Origin of the sequence: Spirosoma sp. SC4-14 (assembly GCF_037201965.1) — a bacterium.
GTDB lineage: Bacteria > Bacteroidota > Bacteroidia > Cytophagales > Spirosomataceae > Spirosoma.
On record NZ_CP147518.1, the window covers coordinates 2443717 to 2469347 of the forward strand.

At 47.0% G+C, this 25631-nt stretch carries 23 protein-coding genes; 13 read left to right on the forward strand and 10 right to left on the reverse strand.

The genetic code is table 11. The features are described 5' to 3' along the window. Window positions 1-76: 76 nt before the first annotated feature. A complete protein-coding gene (locus tag WBJ53_RS09920) occupies window positions 77-1558 on the forward strand; it encodes a CHASE3 domain-containing protein (protein WP_338875942.1) in 1482 nt (493 codons plus the stop codon). Then, a complete protein-coding gene (locus WBJ53_RS09925) occupies window positions 1512-1976 on the forward strand; it encodes a response regulator (protein ID WP_338875943.1) in 465 nt (154 codons plus the stop codon). The genes WBJ53_RS09920 and WBJ53_RS09925 overlap by 47 nt, the downstream gene beginning before the upstream one ends. Before the next feature lie 52 nt (window positions 1977-2028). Here the strand turns inward: WBJ53_RS09925 and dacB are convergent, their stop codons facing one another. Further along, window positions 2029-3564, reverse strand: a complete 1536-nt coding sequence (gene dacB / locus WBJ53_RS09930; protein WP_338875944.1) for a D-alanyl-D-alanine carboxypeptidase/D-alanyl-D-alanine-endopeptidase — start codon at window positions 3562-3564, stop codon at window positions 2029-2031. A 142-nt stretch (window positions 3565-3706) separates the two neighbouring features. Between dacB and WBJ53_RS09935 the strand changes: the two genes are divergently transcribed. The 4 genes from WBJ53_RS09935 to WBJ53_RS09950 all read left to right on the forward strand — a co-directional run bounded on the left by WBJ53_RS09935 (window position 3707) and on the right by WBJ53_RS09950 (window position 8078). Further along, window positions 3707-5152: an MBL fold metallo-hydrolase gene (locus tag WBJ53_RS09935; RefSeq protein ID WP_338875945.1), complete on the forward strand. Its 1446-nt coding sequence runs from the start codon at window positions 3707-3709 to the stop codon at window positions 5150-5152. Between the two features lie 71 nt (window positions 5153-5223). Beyond that, on the forward strand, window positions 5224-6177 hold the full coding sequence (locus WBJ53_RS09940) for an acetyl-CoA carboxylase carboxyltransferase subunit alpha (RefSeq protein ID WP_338875946.1): 954 nt from the start codon (window positions 5224-5226) through the stop codon (window positions 6175-6177). A gap of 50 nt (window positions 6178-6227) precedes the next feature. Then, window positions 6228-6842 carry an HAD family phosphatase gene (locus tag WBJ53_RS09945; RefSeq protein WP_338875947.1) on the forward strand — a complete coding sequence of 205 codons (615 nt, stop codon included), beginning with the start codon at window positions 6228-6230 and terminating at the stop codon, window positions 6840-6842. A gap of 84 nt (window positions 6843-6926) precedes the next feature. Beyond that, window positions 6927-8078, forward strand: coding sequence for a site-2 protease family protein (locus tag WBJ53_RS09950; protein WP_338875949.1), 1152 nt, complete (start codon window positions 6927-6929; stop codon window positions 8076-8078). Between the two features lie 23 nt (window positions 8079-8101). Here the strand turns inward: WBJ53_RS09950 and radC are convergent, their stop codons facing one another. From radC to WBJ53_RS09965, 3 genes are all read right to left on the reverse strand, one after another. After that, window positions 8102-8797: a DNA repair protein RadC gene (gene radC, locus WBJ53_RS09955; RefSeq protein WP_338875950.1), complete on the reverse strand. Its 696-nt coding sequence runs from the start codon at window positions 8795-8797 to the stop codon at window positions 8102-8104. Window positions 8798-8916: 119 nt separating this feature from the next. Further along, window positions 8917-9183 carry a 30S ribosomal protein S20 gene (gene rpsT, locus WBJ53_RS09960; protein WP_338875951.1) on the reverse strand — a complete coding sequence of 89 codons (267 nt, stop codon included), beginning with the start codon at window positions 9181-9183 and terminating at the stop codon, window positions 8917-8919. Window positions 9184-9287: 104 nt separating this feature from the next. Further along, a complete protein-coding gene (locus tag WBJ53_RS09965) occupies window positions 9288-9686 on the reverse strand; it encodes a Dabb family protein (RefSeq protein ID WP_338875952.1) in 399 nt (132 codons plus the stop codon). Window positions 9687-9777: 91 nt separating this feature from the next. Here WBJ53_RS09965 and WBJ53_RS09970 point away from each other — a divergent pair, with 91 nt between their 5' ends. Continuing rightward, window positions 9778-10866 carry a zinc dependent phospholipase C family protein gene (locus WBJ53_RS09970; RefSeq protein ID WP_338875953.1) on the forward strand — a complete coding sequence of 363 codons (1089 nt, stop codon included), beginning with the start codon at window positions 9778-9780 and terminating at the stop codon, window positions 10864-10866. Window positions 10867-10950: 84 nt separating this feature from the next. On the opposite strand, the gene WBJ53_RS09975 is transcribed toward WBJ53_RS09970, so the two are convergent. Further along, window positions 10951-11820, reverse strand: a complete 870-nt coding sequence (locus tag WBJ53_RS09975; RefSeq protein WP_338875954.1) for a sugar phosphate isomerase/epimerase — start codon at window positions 11818-11820, stop codon at window positions 10951-10953. A 98-nt stretch (window positions 11821-11918) separates the two neighbouring features. Beyond that, window positions 11919-13610, reverse strand: coding sequence for a VRR-NUC domain-containing protein (locus tag WBJ53_RS09980; protein WP_338875955.1), 1692 nt, complete (start codon window positions 13608-13610; stop codon window positions 11919-11921). A gap of 137 nt (window positions 13611-13747) precedes the next feature. Between WBJ53_RS09980 and WBJ53_RS09985 the strand changes: the two genes are divergently transcribed. From WBJ53_RS09985 to WBJ53_RS10000, 4 genes are all read left to right on the forward strand, one after another. Continuing rightward, on the forward strand, window positions 13748-14725 hold the full coding sequence (locus WBJ53_RS09985) for a DUF2157 domain-containing protein (RefSeq protein ID WP_338875956.1): 978 nt from the start codon (window positions 13748-13750) through the stop codon (window positions 14723-14725). Beyond that, window positions 14712-15899, forward strand: coding sequence for a hypothetical protein (locus WBJ53_RS09990; RefSeq protein ID WP_338875957.1), 1188 nt, complete (start codon window positions 14712-14714; stop codon window positions 15897-15899). Before WBJ53_RS09985 ends, WBJ53_RS09990 begins: the two co-directional genes overlap by 14 nt. A gap of 90 nt (window positions 15900-15989) precedes the next feature. Continuing rightward, window positions 15990-16043 carry a hypothetical protein gene (locus WBJ53_RS09995; protein WP_338877176.1) on the forward strand — a complete coding sequence of 18 codons (54 nt, stop codon included), beginning with the start codon at window positions 15990-15992 and terminating at the stop codon, window positions 16041-16043. Between the two features lie 570 nt (window positions 16044-16613). Then, window positions 16614-17801, forward strand: a complete 1188-nt coding sequence (locus tag WBJ53_RS10000; RefSeq protein ID WP_338875958.1) for a phosphoglycerate kinase — start codon at window positions 16614-16616, stop codon at window positions 17799-17801. An 8-nt stretch (window positions 17802-17809) separates the two neighbouring features. Here the strand turns inward: WBJ53_RS10000 and WBJ53_RS10005 are convergent, their stop codons facing one another. The 4 genes from WBJ53_RS10005 to WBJ53_RS10020 form a co-directional block, all read right to left on the reverse strand. Then, on the reverse strand, window positions 17810-19324 hold the full coding sequence (locus tag WBJ53_RS10005; RefSeq protein ID WP_338875960.1) for a tetratricopeptide repeat protein: 1515 nt from the start codon (window positions 19322-19324) through the stop codon (window positions 17810-17812). Window positions 19325-19337: 13 nt separating this feature from the next. Next, window positions 19338-20093: a C4-type zinc ribbon domain-containing protein gene (locus WBJ53_RS10010; protein ID WP_338875961.1), complete on the reverse strand. Its 756-nt coding sequence runs from the start codon at window positions 20091-20093 to the stop codon at window positions 19338-19340. A 117-nt stretch (window positions 20094-20210) separates the two neighbouring features. Further along, entirely contained in the window at window positions 20211-21308 is a 1098-nt protein-coding gene (locus tag WBJ53_RS10015) for a Nif3-like dinuclear metal center hexameric protein (RefSeq protein ID WP_338875962.1), read from the reverse strand. Between the two features lie 101 nt (window positions 21309-21409). Further along, on the reverse strand, window positions 21410-21652 hold the full coding sequence (locus WBJ53_RS10020; protein WP_338875963.1) for a type B 50S ribosomal protein L31: 243 nt from the start codon (window positions 21650-21652) through the stop codon (window positions 21410-21412). A gap of 605 nt (window positions 21653-22257) precedes the next feature. Here WBJ53_RS10020 and WBJ53_RS10025 point away from each other — a divergent pair. Together WBJ53_RS10025 and WBJ53_RS10030 are read left to right on the forward strand one after the other, a co-directional pair. Then, entirely contained in the window at window positions 22258-24738 is a 2481-nt protein-coding gene (locus tag WBJ53_RS10025) for a ribonucleoside-diphosphate reductase subunit alpha (RefSeq protein ID WP_338875964.1), read from the forward strand. Between the two features lie 320 nt (window positions 24739-25058). After that, window positions 25059-25526, forward strand: a complete 468-nt coding sequence (locus tag WBJ53_RS10030) for a dual specificity protein phosphatase family protein (RefSeq protein ID WP_338875965.1) — start codon at window positions 25059-25061, stop codon at window positions 25524-25526. Window positions 25527-25631: the final 105 nt, after the last annotated feature.

Below are 25631 nucleotides of genomic sequence, written 5' to 3' on the forward strand. Positions count from 1 at the left end.
TCTGATACCCTCCGGACCGGGGCTAGGTTTGCTTATTTCTTTTTTTATATTTGCGAGATACTGTTTTTCCGACGTTATGAAATTTCTCAGCCAGTCTGCTCCAAAGGTGATGAACCGGCGCATTGCGCTGGGCTTCTTTGTGGCCGTGGTCCTGATTGCGTCGGGGTTCACATTGTCGTTCTACAGCTATAATCAATATGGCGACGATACGGGTCGTGTTCGGCATACATATGAAGTATTGAGTTCGCTCCAGAATATTCTTTCGCTGGTAAAAGATGTTGAATCGGGGGCGCGAGGGTATCTGCTAACGAACGATTCGACCTATCTTGAGCCTTACCAGACTGCCATTGCTGCCATACCTGGCCGAATTGAAGAACTACGTGTTCTGATGGGCGATAATCCATTACAAAAACAGCGAATCTCAAGACTAAGCCGGTTGGTTAATGCTAAAATTGATATTGCCCAACAGCGGATAAAAAACCGGGCTTCTCAGTCGCCTGTTGTTCTTAAATTGAGTGGTGAAGGCCGTCGGCGTATGGAAGCTCTTCGGCGTCATGTATCCGTGATGGTCGATACGGAACGTACGCTGATGGAAATGCGAAACCGGCAGGCTGCCCGTTCGTTTCGAAACACGCTCATTATTATTTTTGCGTTGTCTTTACTGACCTTTCTGGCATTGGTTATTTCCTATCGGCTACTGGAGCAGGAACTGACGCGTCGGCAGCAGAATGAAGACCAGCTTCGTGCCTATGAAGCCAGGCTTAAAGAACAAATTCGCCAACTGGAAGCGTCTAATGAAGAACTTGAGCGATTTGCATTTGTGGCCAGTCATGATCTTCAGGAGCCACTTCGAAAAATTCAGTCGTTTGCTAACCTTATTACGGACCGATATGGCAATCTGTTCGATGGCGACAGCCTGATGTTTATGGACAAAATTGTTCACTCGGCCGAACGAATGTCGAAGCTAATTAAAGATTTATTAAACTTTTCCCGTATTTCGAATCATCAGGAAGAGTTCAAGCCAGTGCCGCTGGCAAGTATTATCCAACGGATTCTGGACGATCAGGAACTTCGGATTAAAGGGCTTGATGTGCAGTTGGAGGTTGGTCAATTGCCTGTTATAGACGCAATTGGTAGCCAAATGGATCATTTGTTTACCAATCTGATTTCAAACGCGCTGAAGTTTACCCGAAACGATGTCAGACCTCTGTTGCGTATTCAGTCGACTCCAGTCGATGGTTCCGTGTATCCTGAACTAATTTCGGGCCGACGTTATTTCGAAATTACAATTGCTGATAACGGAATCGGATTTGATGAAAAATATTTAGATCATATTTTTAAAGTGTTTCAGCGATTGCATGGCAAAAGCGAATTTGAAGGCACGGGTATCGGGCTGGCTATTTGCAAACGGGTAGCTGTCTCTCACCACGGCTATATCACGGCCCGTAGCCAACCCGGCCAGGGGACAACATTTATCGTAGTTCTGCCCGAAAGTCAATCATTACAAGATTATGACCGATCAAACCCAACCGAGACCTATTCATATTCTATTAGTTGATGACGATGAGGACGATCGTTATCTTACTCGAGAAGCGTTTCATCAGCATTATCCTGCCAGCCATATTTCATTTGCTGAAGATGGCGAAGACTTACTTGATTTTTTGACGTATCAGGGCCGTTATTCCGGGGCCGTTCATACACTACCCGAACTGATTCTTCTGGATTTGAATATGCCCCGAAAAGATGGGCGGGAGGCTCTTCGGGAAATAAAAGCCAGCGACCAGCTTCGGCATATCCCTATCGTGGTGCTGACAACGTCGGATGCCAAGGAAGATATTGAGACCTCGTATTTCAATGGAGCCAACAGCTTTATTACCAAACCGCCTACGTTTCAACGGTTGAGCGAAGTAACAAAAGCCATTGGGCAGTATTGGTTCAATGTGGTAACTGTGTGTGACCACGAAACAGAAGAATAAACCGGTGGCGAGTGACGCCCGAAAACGGGTAGTAACGTCACTCACCGCCAACTTATTTGCCGCTCAGATTAACCAGATCGACAAAAATCTTTTCCAGTTCAGCCGTTACTACCCGATTCTGGCCGGGCGTAAATTTGTTGACTAATATACAGAAGCTCATTCGTTCGCCATCGGTTGCTGTAAAATAGCCAGCATAGGCCCGAACCCCTTCAATTGACCCACTTTTTGCCCGTATATTGCCAGCGGCTGCTGTTCGCCGGGCCAGTGATCTGACGGTTCCGGTCTGGCCAAGCACCGGAATGGTTTCGTAGAACTGAGGAAAGGTTTTTTCCCGGCTCAATGCGCTTAGAATGCCTGTCATATTATCGGCTGTGAGCGCCCCAACTGTTGATAGGCCACTTCCGTCGCGAATGCGAAAACCATCCAGATTAACGCCCTTACTTTTCCAGAACTTTAGCAAAGCCTCAATGCTATCGTCGGTAGTCGTTACTGTTTTATCTAATGTTAATGCTGTGGTTCGCAGCAGAGCTTCTGCATACAGGTTAAGACTTTGAAAGTTTGTTTGCTGGGCCAGTTCGGCCAGAGAAGGTGATTGGTGCTGAGTAAGCTTTATTCGTTGGCCTGTTGCGGCTACCGTAGTCGATAAGCCACCACCTACCGAAACCGGAGCACCACTAACCACAACATTAGTCTGTTGGAGTTGTTGATGAAGAGCAAAGGCCGTAAAATAAGCAGGATCGGGTAGCGCACCTTTCACACTGAATTCGTTGGCTGGCTCACCAATGGGCACTTTTCCGGTTAGCCACTGCTGATTCATGAACGGAGCACCGTAAATGTTGACATGATCGCCGGTATGGGCCGCATCGGTTGTTACCGTATTTTGAAACGTAAGATATGGGATGGCCGGGTCGGTGCGTAGAACAGGAGCGGGGGTATTGATGCTGCGTCCTGTTTTGAAAAAAACCCGATATAAATTTTCGTTGATGTTCAGCGCACTTAGGCTGGCCCCGTAGTAATTGCCCAGATCGCCAAAAGGCCAGGTGTCGGGAGTTGTTAATGTGTTGTATAGGCTGGCATCACCTATCACGGAACCCTGAATGCGACGGATACCCACCGATTTGACTGCCAACGCCCAATATTCGAGGAGTGAACTCAGATCAAAATAATTAGGAAAACGCCAACTCCCCAGCGATGGATCGCCACTACCCCTTATGTATACATTTCCGGTTAAAACGCTGTCTTTTATACTGCCGTCGTATTCAAGCGTTGTTGTATAGGTGTAGGTGCTCCCGAGCACAGCCAGAGCGGTTCCGGTGGTTATAAGTTTTAGGGTTGAGGCTGATGGAAGACTTTGGCGGGCATTGTAGCCAATTAGCTCAGTACCATCACTAACCCGCCTGATGGATAAGGCAACGGTGCCGAAACGAGCCGCTGGCCCCGACTGGAAAGCTTCGACATGGGCCAGCAATCGCTGTATGGCCAGCGAATCGGCAACGGAGAACCGACGAGAGGGAATTGTGCTCCAGCCACAGGTGCTGAATTGGCAAATAAGCAGAGAAATGGATAACCAATGGCAAAAATGGGGCATAACTGCGTTTAGAGACGGTTAGGCGATTCGGGGTCTATTTTGTACTTTTGCAAACTTACATAATACTTACCACCTGACTTGTGTTAAAAACTCCACCCTTGACGAGAGATCGAAAAACGCATCGGAATATTAAGCTGTACGCATGAAATTATCGTTTCTGGGGGCGGCCCGGCAGGTAACAGGTAGTATGTACCTGCTGGAACTAGAGGATGACTATCGCATCCTGATTGACTGTGGATCGGACATGGAGAGACCCAACTCCAACGGTCAATCTGGATTACACGAAGCCGCTCCAACTATTCCTCACCGGGGATTTTTCCCGTTTGAGGCTTCGAGTATAAATGTGGTATTACTGACCCACGCCCACGTTGACCATTCGGGTAATCTGCCAAACCTGTATCGGGAAGGGTATGAAGGCCAGATTCTGTGTACTGAACCAACGCTGGCTCTAACCAATGTATTGCTGAAAGATGCCGCATCGCTCAATCAGAAGCGGATCAATGACCTGAATGTCAGCAAAAAACAGAAAGTGAAAGAGCGGCAGGTACAGATGCAGAAAACGCTCTATCTGGATAAACAGGTGCGGGAGGCAATGGAGAATGTTGTCCCCATTGCATTCAACCGAAAGTTCAGACTTACCAGCAACGTTGATGTCACGTTTATTCCGGCGGGCCATCTGCTGGGAGCCGCTCATATCGTGATCAATGTGTTTGAAAATGGAGAGCGTAAGAGTATTTGCTTCTCGGGCGATATTGGTCGGAAGAACTACCCACTCCTGGTCGACCCGGCACCCGTGCCCGCTGTTGATTATCTGGTTTGCGAAAGCACGTATGGCAATCGGTTGCACGAGAACCACATGTCGCCCGAAGACGCACTGGCCGATGTAATCCAGCGGACCTGTATCGACATTCCCGGACGCCTTATTATTCCGTCATTCAGCGTTGGGCGAACCCAGGCGCTGTTGTATACATTAAATCGGCTTTATACGGAACGGAATTTTCCGCCAATACGCGTGTTTTCGGATAGCCCTATGGCATTTGAAAGCTCCAAAATTTACACACAGCATATCAGAATGCTGAATGGCGAGGCTAAAGAATTCTACGAAGAGAATGAAGTACTGTTCGATTTTCAGAACTTTCAGTTTCTCGAATCATCAAAAGCCAGTAAGGCCGTTTCTGACTATGCCGAACCATGTATTATTATTTCCTCGTCGGGAATGGTGCAGGGCGGGCGGGTTGAACACCACGTTGCTCAAAATATTAGCAACCCTTACTCAACCATTCTGATTATTGGCTACTGTGCCGAAGGTACCCTGGGGTGGCGTCTTCTGAATGGACAGCAAACGCTGAGCATCAAAGGGAAAGATCATCAGGTACTGGCCAATATTGAGAAAATAGACGTGTTTAGCGGGCATGGCGACCGCAATGATTTGATGAGTTTTGTTGGCAAACAATCGCCCGAAACGCTAAAAAATATTTTTCTTGTTCACGGTGAATACGAAAGCATGGAGTCCTTTAAGGCAACCCTGTCTGAAGCTGGCTACCCGCAGGTAACTATTCCCAAAAAAGGCGAAAGCTTCGACTTATAAGTAGTGAGTATTTCGACGCGAGGAGTCCCCGATTAGGGTACTTCCTGCTTCTTACTCCTAATGACTAGCTCATGAGAACATACCTCGATTTTGAAAAGCCTATAGCCGATCTTGAAGCGCGGCTGGAAGAGACCAAGAAATTAGCCCAAACCAGTAATGTCGATGTTACTGAAGCGGTTAACATGCTGGAGCTTAGTATCGACAAACTCCGTCGGGAAATATTTCAGAATCTTACCCGCTGGCAGCGGGTACAACTGTCGCGTCATCCAGATCGTCCTTATACGCTTGATTACATTTCGCTCATGTGTGATCAGTTTATCGAACTGCATGGCGATCGCACCGTTCGCGATGATCCGGCTATGGTAGGCGGATTTTGTGAGTTGGGTGGGCAGACAGTAATGATTATCGGGCAACAGAAAGGGCGGAATACCAAACAGCGTCAACACCGCAATTTTGGGATGCCTAATCCTGAAGGGTATCGGAAAGCACTTCGGCTCATGAAACTGGCCGAAAAATTTAATAAACCGATCATTACCCTGATCGATACGCCGGGCGCATTTCCTGGACTAGAGGCCGAAGAGCGTGGCCAGGGCGAAGCCATTGCGCGTAACCTGAAAGAGATGTTTATGCTGACAGTGCCGGTTATCTGCATTGTTATTGGTGAAGGCGCTTCGGGCGGAGCGTTGGGTATTGCTATTGGCGATCGAGTGTTGATGCTCGAAAATACCTGGTATTCAGTTATTTCTCCCGAAAACTGCTCTACTATCCTTTGGCGTAGCTGGGACTTTAAAGAACAGGCCGCCGAAGCCATGAAGCTGACAGCCCGCGACATGGAGCTTTATAAACTGGTGGATGGCATTGTGGAAGAACCGATTGGCGGAGCGCACAACGATCATCAGCAAATGGCTTATATTTTAAAAAATGTAATCCTCAACGCTTTGGCCGAGCTGAATGCCATTGATGCTCAGGAACGGATCAATCAACGGATCGATAAGTTCTGCTCAATGGGTGTTGTGCTGGAGTAACATTATAAACTGAACAGTGCTGATACAGTGGCAAAATCATTAAAATTCTGATGATTCGTAACCTCATTTTTGACCTCGGCGACGTTATTATTCCGATTGACCTAACGGCTCCCATCCGTAATTTTGCTATGCTGGCTAATGTGTCGGAAGAGCAGGTACGGACGATCTGGAAAGAACACAACTTTATTAATCATTACGAAACCGGCCTGATCGATGACGAAGCGTTTCGGTCTCATGTTCGGTCACTGCTTAAGAATGATGACTGGGCCGACGAAGTGATCGACACGGCCTGGAATACGGTTCTGCTCGATTTGCCTGTGGAGCGTATTCAGCGAATCAAAGAATTAAAGCCACATTATCGACTGTTTTTGCTCAGTAATACCAGTCCAATTCATATTCGGCGTGTCAATCAGGTGCTGGCTGGGTTGAATCAGCCCACGCTTGGGGATCTTTTTGAGCAGGTGTTTTATTCGTACGAGGTTCGGTTGGCAAAACCATCGCCCGAAATCTATCAGCATGTGCTAACTGAAGCCGGATTGGTTGCCAGCGAAACGGCGTTCTTCGACGATAATGCTGCGAACATACAAGCCGCTGCAGCGTTAGGGATTCAGGCGGTGCATGTGTTACCGCCTAAGACAATTTTAGATTATTTAAAGGATATATGAAGTAAACGGTATGATTCACAAGCGATCGGTAGGTTCATTGTTGAACAACCTCATACATCAAATTTCATAGATCATACAGTACTGATGAGTCAACGCACCAAAACGTACCTCCTCCACGGAGGTCTTTTTTTAATCACGCTGGTCACAACAACGATGGCGGGAGCCGAGTGGATGTTTGGGCGGCTGTTTATTCCGATTGATGGAATGAAAACGTTGGGCTGGGATGAATTTGTGCAGGGCTTTCAGTTTTCGATACCCTTTCTGGCCATTTTGACCGTCCATGAGTTTGGGCATTATTTTACTGCTAAAGCCAATCGTGTTCGCGTTACGTTGCCATACTATATTCCGCTCTGGTTAGGAATCGGACAGAGCATAGGCACCCTCGGGGCGTTTATTCGTATCAAGGATTACATCAATAGCCGGAAGAAATACTTCGATATTGGCATTGCTGGGCCGCTGGCTGGTTTTGCTCTGGCGCTGGTTGTGTTGTGGTATGGCTTCACTCACCTGCCACCGCCTGAATTTATTTTCACAATTCATCCCGAGTATCAGAAGTGGGGCCTCAACTACGGTCAGTTTGCGTATCAGAATTTGCCGCCGGGGGCTGCTGTCGGTTTGGGCGACAACCTGCTCTTTAGCTTCTTCAAAAACTACGTTGCCGATCCTGCCCGTTTGCCGCACCAGTATGAGATGATTCATTATCCGTATCTGATGGCAGGCTACCTGGCACTGTTTTTTACATCCCTGAATCTTATTCCCATCGGCCAGCTCGATGGAGGGCATATTCTGTATGCGCTAATTGGGCGGGACTTGTATCGGTGGGTGGCTCCGGCACTGTTTATCGTTTTTGCCTTTTATGCCGGTTTGGGGTTGTTTAAACCAACCGATTTTGCGGTCCCATCCGACGAAGCCTTTTTTTCGGAGTTAGGTAATTTCGCACTCTACATCGTATTTCTATATCTCGCTTTTGCCAACATTAGCGAGAACCGTATGACTTCTCTCCTGATTACCCTCAGTGTAGTGGCGACTCAGCTTGTTTTTTCCTGGGTACAGCCACAATGGGAGGGATATCAGGGATTTCTGGTCTTCGTTTTTGTGCTGGGGCGTTTTCTCGGAATCTATCACCCCGAAACTGAGTTGCAGGAACCGCTCGATACCAAACGCAGGATAATGGGCTGGCTGGCACTGATCGTTTTTGTACTGTGTTTTAGTCCAAAACCTTTTTTGTTCTCGTAGACTTGTCGACAAGGTAACTTCTGTTATAGAATACCTTCATCCGCAAAACTGTAGTAGGCTTTGTCGGTAAAAATCAAATGGTCGAGTACGGGTATTTCCAGAACGCGTCCGGCTTCCTTCAACTTGCGGGTAAGTTCTTTATCGGCCTGCGACGGCATTAGATTGCCAGAAGGATGGTTGTGAATCAGAATGATTGCTGATGCCAGATAGTCAAGCGCCTGTTTGAAAATAATTTTGGCGTCGGCAACCGTACCTGACACCCCACCCGAGCTTATTTGGACAGGCCGCAGCACTTCGTTGGCCCGGTTTAGAAGCAAAAGCCAGAACTCTTCGTGGGGCTTGTCCATCAGGTGCGGAATCATTTCATTGTACGCATCGCGTGAGCAGGTGATTCGGGCTCGTTGCGGGCGGTCCTGTTCTTTCCGACGGCGGCCCAACTCAAGAGCAGCTACAATACTAATGGCTTTTGCTTCGCCAATACCTCTGAATTTGGAGAGATCTTTAACACTCAGCCTGGCTAGCTCATTTAGGTTGTTACCAACACTTTTCAGAATTATTTTGGCTACATCGACGGCGGTTAGGTCGACCGTGCCCGAGTTGATCAATATGGCGATGAGTTCGGCTTCCGAAAGGGCAGCTTTGCCCTTTAGCATCAGCTTTTCGCGCGGGCGGTCTTCTTCGGCCCAGCTTTGAATGGTGCCGGAGGTTGTATAGGTCATGGAAACGAGCTAGTTACGGAGGTTTTCGTTCCTAAAGTGCATAAAAAAACCTTATCTGCAAAAAAGATAAGGTTCTTATACGATAAAACTAGTACTATAAACGCTTGCTCCGTTAGCTACTAAGCAGCCGCCGGTTTAAGACCGTTTACCAGACGAGCCAGTTTCGATTTATTGTTAGCCGCTTTGTTTTTGTGGATAACATTGCGTTTTGCCAGTTTATCCAGCGCCGACGAAACTGATTTGAATAATTCAACCGCCATTGCATGATCGGTTGTGGTACGTAGTTTTTTTACCATGTTCCGGGTCGTTACGTGCTGATAACGGTTCAACAACCGCTTTTTAGCGCTCGACCGGATTGCTTTTTTTGCTGACTTATGGTTTGCCATTTGTATGTATTATGAAATCGTTGTCGCGATAAGAGGGCGCAAAAATAAGAAATTCGGCTGGAACAATCAATAGTTGCAGCCGAATTTCTAGAAGTTTAGCCTAATTATGGGCGAATGTCAGCATTGACGATCAAGGTTTTATCCCAAACGCCTTGGTTTTGTGCTACAAACTGTTTGTAAGCTTCACTTTGCTCAAAAGTCCGAATATCTGCTTCAGTCTGAAAAGTCAGGTAATGCACAACATCATAGTCTGAAACGGCCTGATTGGGCAAAATTGTCTTACCCGAGGTATAACCAACGATCTGTGGAATTTCGTGCTTTAGGGCCGCAAAACCGTTCATATGCTGTTCAACAGCTGCACTTTCAACCCCTTTTTTAAATTTTATACATACAACTTGCTGTTTTTGAGCTTTTCTTGCAGGTGAGTACGCACCGTATATTGTCAAAGCAAAAGCGCAAACCAGCACAACAATAAGGGCATAGCCCCGTGATTTAGCATTCATGATTATTTGTGTTTCTTTTGTTTTTCGAAATATTATTCTGATTAACACGGTGCTTTTTGTGAATAGTTAAATATTTTAACTGTAAAGTACCATGTTTAGTCAAAACTACAATAGATTTATTTGGTTTTTGGTGGCTCTTACTTTTTTTGTCGAAAGTTTATTAAATGGTAAGGTAGCTTATGCTGAAATTCAGCCCAAAAACCTGAATTGTAAGGGTGTAATACCTCGGAAAAGTTATATTCTGGCTCTCTCGGCAACGCAACGGCGGCCTGTCTGGGGGTTCTATGCTCATCAGCAGATTAACCGGCTGGCTGTATTCACATTACCACCCGAAATGATGCCTTTTTTCAAAAAACACATCATTTATCTGACCGATAATGCCGTTAATCCTGATAAACGCCGGTATGCGGTAGTAGGAGAGGCTCCCCGGCATTTTATCGACTTGGATGCCTATGCCGACACTTCAGCAACGGCACTGCCGCGTTATTATAAGGCCGCAATGGAGCGCTATGGTGAAGACTCACTGGCTTTACATGGCATTGTTCCGTGGCACATTCAGTTAACGAAATACCAACTGACCGAAGCCTTTAAGCAACGAGATGTTCGCCGAATTCTACGGGTAGCAGCCGATCTGGGACATTACATTGCCGATGCTAATGTGCCCTTACACACGACGCGGAATTACAATGGTCAGTTGACCAATCAGCAGGGAATTCACGGGTTTTGGGAGTCGCGGTTGCCTGAGCTATTTAGCGCTGATTATGATTTTCTGACGGGGCAGGCCGAGTATGTTTACTCACCCCAGAAAGCTGCCTGGAAAGCCGTCTTTACGGCCAATGCTGCACTCGATTCGGTGCTGCATTTTGAAGAGCAATTAACGGCTGAGGTTGGTGAGATGCGTAAGTTTGGTTTTGAAGAACGAAACGGGATTACTACGAAAGTGTATTCGAGCGATTTTTCGAAGCAGTATCACCAGCGGCTGCGTGGGCAGGTTGAGCGGCAGATGCGCGCTTCCATCAAAATGGTAGGCGATTTCTGGTATACCTGCTGGGTTGATGCCGGGCAACCCGATATGCGGGCGCTGGCAAAGTATGAATTAACCGATCAGGATAAAAAGGAAGAGGACGAAGAAAAGAAAGGCTGGCTGAAACGGCTATTTTCTGCAAGGAGTGAGGATTAAGACCGGGATTACACTGATTTAGCTGAAAAAGCGCTTTTTTGAAGCGAAAAGAAATCAGCTAAATCAGTGTAATCCCGGTTCTGACTATACCGACAATGTCTTCATGTATTCGGCGTCGTGTTTGAGGCTAATTAGCGACGATTCGGGATATTCTTCCTGTTCGACCAGGAAGTATTTGATGCCACTGTTCAGGGCTACACGCAGGGTCTTTTTGAAATCGACACTTCCTTTGCCCAGATCGTTCTGAACGGGTTTGCCATTCTCTTTTTTATAGTCTTTAATATGGCAGAGTTCATACCGCTTGCCGTATTTTTTCAGGTGCGATGCCGTGTCAACACCGGCCACATCGATCCAGCAAAGGTCTAGCTCGAACATAACGTGCTTAGGATCGGTATTGGCCAGCAGAAACTCCTGCGGCAATTTGCCATCGAGTGGCCGGAATGAATAATCGTGGTTGTGGTAGCCAAATTTCAGGCCGGCTTTATTGACTTCCTCTCCTACGGTATTGAACAGATCGGCAATTTTTTTCCAGTCGTCCCAGGTTTTTTGTGGGCCGATATAGGGGCAAAGCAGGTATTTTAAACCAGCACCCTGAGCCATTTCGATGTTTTTCTTCAGTACATCAGGCTTGTCGGCCGAACCCCGAAAATCGAAGTGGGTGCTAACCATATTTACGCCTATGCCATCGAGAAACGATTTCATTTCTTTCGGCTCCAGACCCCATAAAAAGCCTTTGGCACCGCTAAAACTTTCGAACTGTTTATAGCCCATCTTGGCCAGATCGGTCATTACGCCTTTGGGATCTTTAGGCAGCACATCGCGAACGCTGAAAAGCTGAACACCAAATGGGCTAATCACCTTTTTGGGTGCATTAGCCAGTATATCAACTTGGTTAAGAGCAAAAGCTCCGGCCGTGAGCAGGCCAGATTGTTTAAGGAAACTCCGTCTTTGCATGATAAAAATTGTTTGCGGCTTTAGAACGCAAAGATGGCACGCTTTTACACATTTTCACCAGGAAATATTTTGGCAGAAACAGTGCTGGCAGCACGACTTTATAATTCCCAGATCACTCGTACAACTTTTCCGTGAACGCCAATGGTCTGGAAAAACTCCAGCCAGTGAAGCTGCTGAGAACCCAGGTGATCGGTTGGCGATTTTACTTCTACAAAATCGTACTGGCCTTGTTGGTTCCAGATTAGCAAATCGGGAAAGCCGCGTGTGTGTTCGCGGACATTGCGGGCCATTTCGAGCAGAATAAGCCGAAGTTGTTCTGTTTCCAGCAACTCAATCATTCGGTGAACAAGAGCCAGCAGCTCGTCGGACCAGTCGACGAGCACGTTGGTAATGCCGTATTTGGCGTTGAACATTCGGCCCGTATGCCGACGCCAGTCGTCTTTGGTGGCCAGTTCGGCGAGCCGTTTTTTCAGAAATTCTTCTCGTTTGTGATAGAAATCGGGTAAATAGAAATCCGACGGTGCCCGTTGCAGGGGATGATGAATAGCCTGCACATTGGCGTCATAAATAATATCCCAGAAAACCAGCCCGAACAGCCCGCGCCAGGGATAATTTTCGGTAAAAGCGGCATCGTAGTCATGGTCCAGATAATAGTTCATAACACCTGCTTCGACATGATGCCGGTATGCTGCTGGTATACGCACGCTCTCGGCATCGGACAGAAAGCGCGTCGTTGCCTTTCGGGGCCGCTTTTTCCTGTCGCCAGCGCCCAGAATTTTCTCCCGGAAATCGTTGGCAAAATAACGCTCTTCAGCATTGAGTGGATTAACCGCAATTTCGTCGCAAAGCGCAAGAGCTTCATCTACCGAACCATTTTTATAGAGCAGCCGAACCCGGCGTTCGCGAGCCGGAACCTGGTTCGAAAGTTCATACACGGCCAATGCGGGTTCGGGCAGCTTTTGTCGTTCGAGGTAACTGCCGATCCGAACAACTAGTTTCTGATAGCCCGGTATGGCAATTTCGCTCAGCTCGGGCCGGGTTTCATTCCAGTTCAGAAACCAGTTATAGATGTCGTCGGCGGGTGTTTCGGCTTCTTTCAGATCATGAAATTCTTCGCTGGTGAGCGAAATCAGCAATTTATCCTCGACCTCCTTGCGGGTTCGGAAACGGGCTGTGAGTTTGCTCTCGTCGTATCGTTCGAAATTAACCATGCCCAGATCGCGAACCACAAACTCGGTCATGTTGGCACTGCGGTTACCGAAAAACAGGTATTTAATCATCATACCCTCGGCCTCAAAGTTCATTTTAATGACCGTTTCGTGCGTGGTCAGGCTTGTAACAATTTCACCAAAATCAAGCTCGTGCCGGGCATAGTTCACAACACCTTCTTTTTTTTCCTTGTTGAGGGGTTTAATTTCTTCGGGTTCTAAGGGCAGTAGTGCCAGCAGTTCGGGTTTCGTGAAGATGCCAAGGGCTTCGTCGCCCATGATTTCGTGATGAGCCGACAGGGGTTCGATAAAGCTTGCCTGCATCAGTTCGCCAACCGCTGCCGGTAAGTCAGTTATTTCGGTGTATTGTAGCTTGTTAATACGAAAAAATAGTCCTTTGCGGTTACTGAATCGAACATATAGGCACTGGGCATCGATTGATAAGGCTTCAAATTGGCGGATGAAAGCCCACTCGGCTTCGTTTAGCAAACCGCCGTACAGACGCTTAACAAAATCCACTACGTAGCGGAAATTGTCGAGGTAGTATCGGGGCGAAAGAATAATTTTCTGGCGTCCAACCATGTAATCAAAGCCTCAGTATACTGTCGGGCCTGTTAACATTAGTATAATAAATTGGGTATTGGTATTGGAGGTAACGTAGCTTAGACTGACTGTAAACGAGCAGCAAGGCTATATGTAAAACAAAAAAAAGTGTATTTATGTCCCCAACTGATGTTCTGAATGAACTAGGGAAGCATGATATTTTATCGACAGATCAGCAGGCTAAACTGGCCGATTATGAACGTGCGAGGCTATTTTCGGTGCATTGGGAGCTTCGGTCGATGCTCTATCTTGGCATTCTGCTAGTAAGTTCGGGCCTGGGCTTACTGGTCTATGATCATTTCGACCAGATTGGCCATACGGCGTTATTGGTGGCTATTGCTGCGGGCTGTGTGGCTAGTTATGGGTTTGCCTGGCGTTATCGGCCCAAATGGACAACGGCTCAGACACAAAGCCGTTCAACGTTTGGCGATTATGCGCTTATTCTGGCCTGTTTGCTATTTCTGACGCTCGAAGGATATGCCCAATATCAGTATAACCTGTTTGGAACGCGCTATGGATTGGCCACGCTGTTGCCTGCGCTATTGTTTTTGCCACTGGCTTACCGATTCGATCATCGGGGCGTAGTAGGTATGGGCCTCACTGCATTGATTTCATGGGTTGGCGTTACGGTACGCCCACTTGAGCTATACTTTAAAACGAATTTTTTTAATCAGAAAACCGTCTTTTCGGCCATATTGCTCTCATTAGTCCTCATTGGAGTAGCTTTTCTGCTGAAGCAACGTCGGGTTAAAGCTCATTTTACGGATACCTACCTGACTATTGCCAGCAATCTGTTGATGGTAGCTCTATTGGGTGGGTTATTTAATTTCGACGAATGGCGGATCGGATTCGCCTTCGGATTGTTGAGTGCCTGCCTGATGCTCGACCAGTATGCCCGTCGGGAACAATCATTTTTATTTCTGCTGATGAGTGTCGTGTATGGATACATTGGCGTAACTTATCTATTTTATCACTACATACACCCTCAGGGCGACACCGCTTATTATTGGTATTTCATTCTTACGGGCATTGGTGTGGTTTATTATCTGATCAGTCAGTTGCCAAAACGAGACACCCCGCATGAAAGCCTATAACGAACAGTGGATTTATAATCGGGAAATTGTTGGACAGGCCGAACGATGGTATCAGAAACAGATGCTGACCGATGCCCAGATTACGGCTGTTCGCCGGGCTTATCCGGTCAATTTTAGACAAACAAACGGCTTTCTGGAAATTGGATTGTTTCTGTTTACTACGGTTGCCATTCTGGCCTGTTACCTATTGCCTGCCAGTGTCTATTCGACGTTGTTTAGCGATCAAATCACTTATGGCGTGTTCAATATAGCCTTTGGTGCGGGAGTGGGGTTGGTTGGGCGGTGGCTGATTAATCGGCGGTTATTCTACCGCAATGGTGTCGATAATGCCTTTGTGGTTATGTTGACGGGCTTTCTGGCATTTGGAGCTAATCAGTTTTTACCCAATGGATTGTCGGTAGCAACTCACTGCCTGTTTACGCTGCCATTGCTCCTGATCGTGCTCTGGTATTATGGCGATACGTTGATTGCTTTTTTTACAATTGCCGTCTTTTATGCGTTTGTATTCGATGGTTTACTCAAATTCAGTTGGGGCAACGAGGTGCTCCCTTTTGTGATGATGGCAGTATCGGGCTTGCTCTATCTATTGGCCCGAAAACCTGATTTCATATTGTCGCAACCGACAATCCGGTCATCTTATTATACCGATCCGCTAAACCTGGCTCAGTGGCTGTCGCTGATTGTGCTGGCTGCGAGCGGCAATTATTTTATGGTTCGCGAACTGAATCGATTGCTGTTGAAGCCGCGCCCGCAACTGGCTCCCGAAATTATGTGGCCTGGCTTGTTCTGGTTCCTTACCTTTGCCATTCCTACCCTATATCTGTGGCAGGGTTTGCAGAAGAAGGATCGGATGCTGATTATTCTTGGCGTATTGAGCTGGATCGGGGCTGTTATTACGTTTCATGAATACAAAGCGCTGGTACCGCTCAATACTGCGCTGACCATTGGTGGGCTGACGCTGATTGGCATTGCGGTAGGCGGTATTCAACTCTTGCGTAGTCCTAAAAACGGATTTATGGATGCGCCCGACGACGATTCGCCGGATGAGTTTTTTATTCATACTGAAACCATAGCCGCCATTCAGGCCGCAGCCGGAACGCACCCTGATGCTAAACACGGCGTTCGGTTCGGGGGCGGAGACTTTGGTGGTGGCGGAAGTGAAGGGAAGTATTGATACGGGTAAATTTCTGTATTTTTAGGCAGTAGACAGGTAATAGCTATGCGGGCTAATATTGATGTCAATGATGAATTGCTTCGAGAGACAATGGAAATCAGCAACACTAAGACTAAGAAAGCAACCATCGAGTTAGCTTTATAGGAGTATATTAATATGATGCGTCGTAAAGATTTATTATCATTATTCGGCAAGGTTCAATGGGAGGGCGATTTAGATCAAATGCGCACTCTCAATAAGCCAGACAATTGGGATCGATCATTGTTGATACGTCTGTTTGGGTTGATTGTTTCCGGGGTGTCGATAATGCAAAAACAAGTTTAGTAGCAGATCAACTTAACGGTAAAGGACTTATTTGTCTGACACCTACCATTTTGCGGGAAGTTCTTCAGGAAATAGCTATTGACAGTCAATTGGAACGCGTGAGGAGGGATTTGCTTACAGGCCGATCCCATTGAGGCCGCTATTGGCGCTGCACATCTTTATCGAGGACTTCGCCGAGCGGGTATCACGATCAGAAAGCCAAACGATTGCCTGATCGCTTTCTATGCCATGTTTTATACTATGCCCATTTTACACAATGACGTCGATTTTGATCAGATCGCTCGCTTTTCGACATTACAAGTTATAAAGCCATAAGTTGGACTATCCTGCCCGGTTCTGCTAAAAAACCGCTAAGTTTGGCCCCGCAAACCAACGACCATACGCAGTCGCATGAAAACAGTAGATTCTTATAACTTCGCTGGTAAAAAAGCCCTGGTTCGGGTTGATTTTAACGTTCCGCTCGACAAAGAGTTCAACATCACTGACGACACCCGAATTAAGGCAACAATTCCGACCGTCATGAAAATCGTGAACGACGGTGGTTCTGCCATTCTGATGTCGCACCTGGGCCGGCCGAAGGGTGGACCAGAAGAAAAATATTCGCTTAAGCACATCCTGCCTGCGCTGAAAGAAGCGTTTGGTCGTGAGGTGAAATTTGCTGACGATTGCATTGGCCAGTCGGCAATTGATCTGGCTGCCAGCTTGCAACCGGGCGAGATTTTGCTGCTCGAAAATCTGCGCTTTTATAAGGAAGAAGAAAAAGGAGACGTAGAGTTTGCTAAAAAACTGGCGAGCCTTGGCGATGTGTGGGTGAATGATGCATTCGGAACAGCTCACCGCGCTCATGCCAGTACAGCCGTTATGGGACAATTCTTTGACGATCGCGTGGCTGGCTATGTTATGCAGGCCGAGCTCGACAATGCGAAGAAAGTGTTGGAAGAAGCCGAACGTCCATTTACGGCCATTATGGGCGGAGCCAAAATTTCGGATAAAATCCTGATTATCGAAAAACTGCTCGATAAAGTCGATAATCTGATTATTGGGGGCGGTATGACATATACCTTCACCAAGGCGCAGGGGGGCAAAATCGGTAAATCGCTGCTGGAGGCCGATAAGCAGGAACTGGCACTTGAATTACTCAAAAAAGCCGACGAAAAAGGGGTTAAAATTTATATGCCAGTTGATAACCTCTGTGCCGATAGCTTCTCGAATGATGCTAACCGGCAGGTTGTTGCTACTGGCGAAATCCCTGACGACTGGGAAGGGCTGGATATTGGTCCTGAAACGGTGAAGCTGTTTTCTGATGTTGTATTAAGTTCAAAAACCATTCTCTGGAATGGCCCCATGGGCGTTTTTGAATTCCCTAATTTTGCTATTGGCACGAACGCGATTGCCGAAGCGGTGGTGAAAGCAACCGAAGAAAATGGCGCATTCTCACTCATTGGTGGTGGCGATTCGGCTTCGGCAGTCAACCAGGCAGGCTATGGCGACCGGGTTAGCTATGTCTCTACCGGTGGCGGTGCGTTGCTCGAATATATGGAAGGTAAAGTACTTCCGGGCGTTGCCGCCCTGGAATAGGGAGCCGCCTATAAATTGCTTAATGCGGCCTTTGCTTTGTTATCCACGCTGTTTTTATACTCGTGGTGCTTAACGCTAAGGGCTTTCTCAAAGAACGACTGTGCTCTGGTGCGGTCGTTCTTTTGTTGATAGATATAGCCCAGTTGTAAGGCCGCTGTAGCGCCAAACGACAATTGCTCACTGATTCCCTGTTTCGATTCGCTCAGCGCTAAGGCACGCTGTAGATAGGGGATGGCAGCATCTGGTTCGTTACGACGCTGATAGATACGTCCCATCCGATAATTATACTCCGCTTTTTCGGCTAGTAACGATAAGTTTGTTTCATTATAAGGACGCAGATAGGCCAGTGCACTATCGGTAAAACCACCGTCGGATGCTAGCCGTGACCGCATCAGTACCTTTTGATTTGGCGAAACACCCCGCTTTAAATAGGCTTCTGCAAATTTTTGGGCCGCCTTGTCCGATTCAACGGCAGTTCGGCCTACCCGGAGCACTTTCTGTAGAAAAGAGGTTGCTTTAGTAGCTGATGGGTCGGTCGGTTGAAGCCAATGGCAGAGAAAAAGTTTGTAGTACGAATCCTTAACAAAATTTTGCCCGCGATAAGTATTCAGAAATTGCTGAAAATGCCGGATTGCGGTTGTGTACTGGCCTTTTTGAAGATAAATGTCGCCCAGTATGTTTTCAATAATGGGCATGGGCTGATAGGCCGGGCCAGTGGGCCGTGTGGTTAAATAGGAAAGCGCTTGTGCGCTATGCCCATTTTTTTGCTCGATGGTGGCACCAAAGAAATGAAGCAGCAAATTATCAGGGTTACTTTCGATCAGGTGTTTGAGTGTCTGCTCGTCGGCGCTGGTAAATTTCAGAACATAAGCCCGAACCATCAGGTCGATTAATTGGGCTTCCAGCCGAAACGCAGGATCTTGCTGGGCACGTTCCAATTCCTGCTGCCCCTGTTTAATGCTACCCTGCAGCCCGAGCAGACTTGCTACCCAGCTATAATTTTCCGGTACAGAACCAATCATGATATGGAGCGTTCCGAGCGATTTATAGGTGGGCAAAAAAGTTGGAAAGCGTTTCTGATTGGCAGCCAGTAGCTTGTAAGCCCTGATAACGTCCCAGCTGGCACTGATTTCTTTGCCGAATTTGAGTTTGATAAATGCCCAGTGAAGGCGAATTTCGGCCTGCATAACCCGTTGCCAGGGCGAATTCCCATCCATATCTTTTAGCGCATCGAGTCGTTCATCTTCACGATCGCTTAAGCTGGCGTAGGCTCGGTCATCGTCGGAGGTAACGAGCGTAAGCATATCCAGATAATCGTCCAGAAAAATGCGTATACCATTTCGCGATTGATCGCTAGCCAAAAGCTGCTGAGCGGAGGAGACTTTCAGCTTTTGCAACTCCGTATAGGCCTGTTGCTGTTGTGGCGTCCAGTTGAAATCCTGACCCTGCGTAAGGAAGGACGAGCATAAAATAAACAAAAACACCGGGCTAAAGCCCGGCGCTCTTGAGAAAAAATGGTTCATAGTCGGCAGATGACTAGCGGCCACGACCAACGGTAGCTGGTTCAGGAACGCCTTCAACATCGGCCAGAATCCGTCCGCAGTGTTCGCAGACAATAATTTTCTTTTTGTCTTTAATGTCGGCCTGACGTTGTGGGGGCACCACGTTGAAGCAGCCGCCACAAGCTCCCCGTTTTACGGTCACTACAGCCAGACCATTCAGGGCGTTGCTGCGGATTTTGTTATACGAGTTCAGCAGACGAGTTTCGACAGTAGTGGCCTGTTCATCGCGTTGTCTGATAATTTCTTTTTCTTCTTCCTGGCTTTCAGACGTAATCTGGTCCAGTTCCTGCTTTTTAGCTTTCAGGTCTTCCCGACGCTCGTTGAGAGCGGCCTGGGTGGTCTTGATCTCTTCCTCTTTCCCACGTACGCGGAATTGAGCCTCATTAATACGCTTGTCGGCCAGTTCGATTTCGAGTGATTGTAATTCAATCTCTTTCGAAATGGCGTCGAACTCGCGGTTATTACGAACGTTCATTTGCTGATCTTTATATTTATTGATCAGCTTTTCGGCGTCTTTTTTGGCAACCCGGTTGCGCTCGATGTCTTCTTCCAGCGCCTTGATTTCTGCCTGAAACTTACCAATTCGCGTTTCGAAGCCAGCAATATCATCTTCCAGATCACGGACTTCTTCGGGTAGACCACCGCGAATTTTGATGAGTTCGTCTAGTTGAGAGTCAAGGGATTGCAGTTTAAGAAGAGCGTCTAATTTTTGCGCAATCGTCAGTTCCATTCGGAGTGTGATTTTTTTTAATGTATAATGAATAATGCTTAATGTATAATGAGATTTGTGTAACTATCTGACTTTTAGGTGGATGATAGTTTTGTATTATTCATTATACATTATTCATTAGAAATAGCTAACGGGATTCGTGTCCGTTTCAGATAAAATTACCGCAAAAGTAGTAAATTTTTTTGCCAAATGCTGGCTAATTAACTCTTTTGTAAACACTTCACTTTCGTAGTGCCCAATATCGCAGATTACGATGCGGCCATCGGCGTCGAAAAACTCATGATATTTGTAGTCGGCCGTAACAAATACGTCAGCGCCGGCCCGTATGGCATCCGATAGTAGGAAGCTACCGACACCACCGCATACCGCCACTCGTTTGACCGGACGGTTGCCCAAAGGCGTGTAACGGATCAGATTCAGGTTCATATTTGCCTTCAAATAAGAGAGCCAGGCCTGTCCCCCCAATGCTTCGGGCAAATCACCTACTGCACCAGAACCAACTTCCTGATTCCGATTGTCGAGCAGCGTTATATAATAAGCTACTTCTTGATACGGATGAGCTTGGCGGAGCGCTGTAAGTAGTTGACCTTGTTGTTGCGATGGAAAAATAACCTCAATCCGGTTTTCGGCCTCTTCGTGGTATTGGCCTATAGTCCCTATAGCTGGCTGGGCATCAGCGTCGGGTTGGTAGGTGCCGGTTCCATTGACCCGAAAACTGCAGTTTTTGTATTTCCCAATCTGTCCGGCTCCGGCAGCATACAGCGCTTCCAGAACTTGTTGTGTATCAGCTATGGGAACAAAGGTGACCAGTTTGCTTAGCACCTGCGATTTAGGAGCCAGAATTTGTACATTCTGCAGGTTTAACTTCTCGGCAATCTTGAAGTTGACCCCTCCCCATACATTGTCCAGATTGGTATGGGCAGCGTAAATGGCAATATCGTTTTTGATGGCTTTAATAACCGTTCGTTCAACGTAGGTGTTGCCGTTCAGTTTTTTCAGCCCCTTAAACACAATAGGATGATGAGCAACTAGTAGATTACAGCCTTTAGCGATGGCTTCGTCGACAACCGCTTCGGTGGCGTCGAGCGTAACCAGAACTCCCGTTATTACAGTAGCTGGATCGCCCACAATCAGCCCGGAGTTATCGTACGACTCCTGGTAGGAGAGGGGGGCCAATGATTCGATAAATGAAGTAAGCTCGCGAATTTGGGTCATACTACATACTGACAGAAGCAACAGGATACGCTGGTTTCCTTTAAGCAGTTAACACAAAAAGCCCCATTGTAGCGGGGCTTTTGTTGTATAAGTTTTTACACTTATTTGGTGCCGTAGCGCTTGCGGAATTTGTCCACACGACCCGCTGTATCGAGCAGTACGTTCTTACCCGTATAGAATGGGTGCGACTGGGAGCTAACTTCAATTTTAACGAGTGGGTAGGTTTTGCCTTCGAACTCGATAGTGTCTCTGGTTTGAACCGTTGAACGAGTCACAAATTTATAATCGCTCGACAGGTCGTGGAATACCACTTCACGGTAATCCGGATGAATGCCCTTTTTCATGATCTAATCTCAGTTTCTTGCATCTTCTCGGTTTCCGACCGAAAAGGACTGCAAAGGTACGGTGTTCTGGTCGGATTGGCAAATAGTTTTAGGGGTTCTTTTTCTATTTGATTATCAGCCGGATAATTAGGGTCCGTTGGCTAATATTGACATAATAAGCACTTGTTACTGCTCGCTTTTTTCTTTAACTTTAAAGAACGTTACACTTCCTCTATGCTGGCTTATAGACCTCTGTGGAACTATAGGCCGGTCAGTAAAATCGCTCTTTTATTTTTTTTAGCATAGCTCTTCTACCGGGTATTGTTAAGTCGCTAAGACTTACGGCTTAACAATTTCTTAACCTGTCTGATAGAGTTGCATGTTTCGGTGAATTGTGAAAACACCCGAACCTTCACGGTTGCTTTTCCGTCTATTTCAATAGAACTTTAAAACGCCATCTGGCTCAGCGAAGCGTTAGGTATGTTAGGTGGCCATGCAGGTTACTTATGCCTTCTTGAAAGGCAAAGCAGTCTGATGGCTATTTGGGTATATTTTTAAGGTAACACAAGCTGTTTTTTATTTTGAATTCAACATTTTTCCATATATAAAAACTAACCCAAACGCTCATGTACGTAATCAAACGTGACGGACGCCGGGAGTCGGTCAAGTTCGACAAGATTACCGCCAGGATCGAAAAATTGTGCTATGGCCTCGATCCGGCTTATGTTCAGCCCGTTGAGGTTGCCATGAAGGTGGTTAATGGTCTTTACGACGGAGTAAAGACTACTGAGCTGGACAACTTAGCCGCTGAGACAGCCGCATCGATGACCACCAAGCACCCCGACTATGCTATTCTGGCTGCCCGGATTGCTATTTCGAACCTGCATAAAGAAACCAATAAATCGTTCTCGGGGACTATCAAACGCCTGTATACGTACGAAGATCCGAAAACGGGCGAAAACGCGGCACTGATCTCAAAAGAGGTGTATGAAGTTGTACGGCAGCATGCAGCCCTGCTCGATTCGACCATCATTTATGACCGCGACTATGGGTATGATTATTTCGGTTATAAAACCCTCGAAAAATCGTACCTGCTGAAAATTGATGGGCGTATAGCCGAACGGCCGCAGCATATGCTAATGCGGGTAGCAGTTGGTATCCATATGGATGATATTGAGTCGGCAATTGAAACGTATAATCTGCTGAGTGAGAAGTGGTTTACGCACGCGACGCCTACCTTATTCAATGCCGGTACACCCAAACCCCAGATGTCGAGCTGTTTCCTGCTGACCATGCAGGACGACTCAATCGACGGGATTTACGATACGCTGAAGCAGACAGCTAAAATTTCGCAGTCGGCTGGTGGTATCGGTTTGAGCATCCATAACATCCGGGCAACGGGAACCTACATTAAAGGCACTAACGGAACCAGCAATGGTATTATTCCGATGCTGCGGGTATTCAACGATACGGCTCGCTATGTCGACCAGGGTGGTGGAAAACGGAAAGGCTCCTTTGCCATTTATCTGGAACCCTGGCATGCCGACATCTACGACTTTCTGGATCTGAAAAAGAATTCGGGTAAAGAAGAAAACCGCGCCCGCGATTTGTTCTATGCACTCTGGACTCCTGATCTATTCATGAAACGTGTGGAAGACAACGACGTATGGTCGCTGTTTTGCCCACACGAGTGTCCAGGGCTGGCCGATTGTTATGGCGATGAGTTCGAAGCCCTATATACCCGTTATGAGCGCGAAGGTCGTGCACGCCGTACGGTGAAAGCGCAGGATCTGTGGTTTAAGATTCTGGAATCGCAAACCGAAACCGGCACGCCCTATATGCTTTATAAGGATGCGGCTAACAAGAAGTCGAATCAGAAGAATCTGGGCACCATCAAATCGTCGAACCTCTGTACCGAAATTATTGAGTATACAGCACCCGACGAAGTAGCGGTTTGTAATCTTGCATCTATTGCACTGCCAAAATTCATTACTCGTGGCACAGATGGCGTGCTTCGATTCGACCATCAGAAACTATATGATATTACGAAAGTTGCCACGCGCAACCTGAACAAGATCATTGACCTCAACTACTACCCGGTTGAAGAAGCCCGTCGTTCGAATATGCGTCACCGGCCAATTGGTCTGGGCGTGCAGGGGCTGGCGGATGCTTTCATCATGCTGCGGATGCCGTTTGAGTCGGATGAAGCCCGTCGGTTAAACGAAGATATTTTCGAGACGATCTATTTCGGTGCCATGACAGCGTCGATGGAGTTGGCCAAGGAATATGGTCCATACGAAACCTGGAAAGGTTCACCAATTTCGCAGGGGCAATTCCAGTTCGATATGTGGGGCGTAAATCCAAAATCGAATCGCTGGGACTGGGAGTCGTTGCGGAAAGAAGTTGTTGAACACGGTGTTCGGAATTCGTTGTTGCTGGCTCCTATGCCTACCGCTTCGACATCGCAGATTCTGGGTAATAACGAATGTTTTGAGCCCTACACCAGCAATATCTATACACGTCGCGTGTTGTCGGGTGAGTTTGTTGTGGTGAACAAACATCTGCTCCGGGATCTCGTAAAACTTGGACTGTGGAACGATGCCATGAAAAATAACCTGATTCTGGCCAATGGCTCGATCCAGGCCATTCCGGGTATTCCGCAGAATATCAAGGATCTCTACAAAACAGTTTGGGAGATCAAACAGAAACATATTATCGACATGGCCGCCGATCGGGGGGCTTACATTTGTCAGTCGCAATCACTGAACATTCACATTCAGGATTCGAACTTTGGTAAACTGACATCGATGCACTTCTATGCGTGGAAAGCTGGTCTGAAAACCGGTATGTACTACCTGCGTACGAAAGCAGCTACCGACGCCGTGAAGTTCACCGTTGTACAACCTCAGGCCGAACCGCAACTGGAGCCAGCCATGGCCGAAACAGCACCAGTCGAAAAACCACTCGACTACGCCCAGTACGCGAAAGAGCACGCTACCAATGCCACACCAATACCGGTACCAATGGTAACCGATCTGGAACAGCAATATGCGGCTATGACCTGCTCGCTCGACGACCCGGAAGGTTGCGAGATGTGTGGATCATAAGCAATGAAAGCGCAAATTCTTACTACTCCCGACTGTGTGTAACATGGCCGGGAGTATGTTTTTATACTGTCCTGTTTTTTGAAAACCTCCGTACTATCTAAATCGAATTGAGTGATAAAGTTGTACATACCCTAACCCTATTGGCAGACTCGAACAGATTATTAACCTTATACGAACTCATCACTGCCGTTACGTAAATCCCGATGAGTATGTGTAAAAGTTATGGTTAGTTTTATTGGCTTTTAAACTGATAACGTAACGTTGTTGGTTGGTGAGCAGCTCAAAGCGACACAAAAGGTTGATGAAAATTACTTATAACAATGGAGCTCTATCAAATTGATGACAAAGGGTCACTATTTATTTCCCCTACGATCGATAACTGGGAACCCATTTCCCAACTCACTATAGACGCCGTATTTAATCTGGATAGTTCGCTGGATCAGAATATCCCGGCAATTATGAACCAGACGCTTTATATTTTTTTCCCATTCGAAGATCACGAACTCCCCGATATACGGAAATTACACGCGCTGGCCCGCTTCGGCGCTAGTTTAATTAACAATGGTCATCAGGTTTTATCACACTGCGGCATGGGGCATAATCGATCAGCTCTTTTGGCTGGACTAATCCTGACTTATATGGGATTTACTGGACAAGATGCTGTTCGGCTGATTCAATCGAAACGACACGGAGCATTGTATAACCGAACGTTTGCTTCTTATCTGAAAACCATTCCGGCGTATGGAATTCGGGAACTTTCTGACCGGCCAATTTCAATGTTTAACTAAGGTATTATTTTGTATTATACTAGTTACGTGATTCTTTATATTGAATAGAATCTTTTGGGTGGTAGAATAATTGGTATTGTGGGGTGGCTTGACTTAATTCGCAGA

Coding starts and splice junctions, on each gene's coding strand:
- WBJ53_RS09920 (WP_338875942.1), top strand. CDS start 77: ATGAAATTTCTCAGCCAGTCTGCTCCAAAGGTGATGAACCGGCGCATT.
- WBJ53_RS09925 (WP_338875943.1), top strand. CDS start 1,512: ATGACCGATCAAACCCAACCGAGACCTATTCATATTCTATTAGTTGAT.
- dacB (WP_338875944.1), bottom strand. CDS start 3,564: ATGCCCCATTTTTGCCATTGGTTATCCATTTCTCTGCTTATTTGCCAA.
- WBJ53_RS09935 (WP_338875945.1), top strand. CDS start 3,707: ATGAAATTATCGTTTCTGGGGGCGGCCCGGCAGGTAACAGGTAGTATG.
- WBJ53_RS09940 (WP_338875946.1), top strand. CDS start 5,224: ATGAGAACATACCTCGATTTTGAAAAGCCTATAGCCGATCTTGAAGCG.
- WBJ53_RS09945 (WP_338875947.1), top strand. CDS start 6,228: ATGATTCGTAACCTCATTTTTGACCTCGGCGACGTTATTATTCCGATT.
- WBJ53_RS09950 (WP_338875949.1), top strand. CDS start 6,927: ATGAGTCAACGCACCAAAACGTACCTCCTCCACGGAGGTCTTTTTTTA.
- radC (WP_338875950.1), bottom strand. CDS start 8,797: ATGACCTATACAACCTCCGGCACCATTCAAAGCTGGGCCGAAGAAGAC.
- rpsT (WP_338875951.1), bottom strand. CDS start 9,183: ATGGCAAACCATAAGTCAGCAAAAAAAGCAATCCGGTCGAGCGCTAAA.
- WBJ53_RS09965 (WP_338875952.1), bottom strand. CDS start 9,686: ATGAATGCTAAATCACGGGGCTATGCCCTTATTGTTGTGCTGGTTTGC.
- WBJ53_RS09970 (WP_338875953.1), top strand. CDS start 9,778: ATGTTTAGTCAAAACTACAATAGATTTATTTGGTTTTTGGTGGCTCTT.
- WBJ53_RS09975 (WP_338875954.1), bottom strand. CDS start 11,820: ATGCAAAGACGGAGTTTCCTTAAACAATCTGGCCTGCTCACGGCCGGA.
- WBJ53_RS09980 (WP_338875955.1), bottom strand. CDS start 13,610: ATGGTTGGACGCCAGAAAATTATTCTTTCGCCCCGATACTACCTCGAC.
- WBJ53_RS09985 (WP_338875956.1), top strand. CDS start 13,748: ATGTCCCCAACTGATGTTCTGAATGAACTAGGGAAGCATGATATTTTA.
- WBJ53_RS09990 (WP_338875957.1), top strand. CDS start 14,712: ATGAAAGCCTATAACGAACAGTGGATTTATAATCGGGAAATTGTTGGA.
- WBJ53_RS10000 (WP_338875958.1), top strand. CDS start 16,614: ATGAAAACAGTAGATTCTTATAACTTCGCTGGTAAAAAAGCCCTGGTT.
- WBJ53_RS10005 (WP_338875960.1), bottom strand. CDS start 19,324: ATGAACCATTTTTTCTCAAGAGCGCCGGGCTTTAGCCCGGTGTTTTTG.
- WBJ53_RS10010 (WP_338875961.1), bottom strand. CDS start 20,093: ATGGAACTGACGATTGCGCAAAAATTAGACGCTCTTCTTAAACTGCAA.
- WBJ53_RS10015 (WP_338875962.1), bottom strand. CDS start 21,308: ATGACCCAAATTCGCGAGCTTACTTCATTTATCGAATCATTGGCCCCC.
- WBJ53_RS10020 (WP_338875963.1), bottom strand. CDS start 21,652: ATGAAAAAGGGCATTCATCCGGATTACCGTGAAGTGGTATTCCACGAC.
- WBJ53_RS10025 (WP_338875964.1), top strand. CDS start 22,258: ATGTACGTAATCAAACGTGACGGACGCCGGGAGTCGGTCAAGTTCGAC.
- WBJ53_RS10030 (WP_338875965.1), top strand. CDS start 25,059: ATGGAGCTCTATCAAATTGATGACAAAGGGTCACTATTTATTTCCCCT.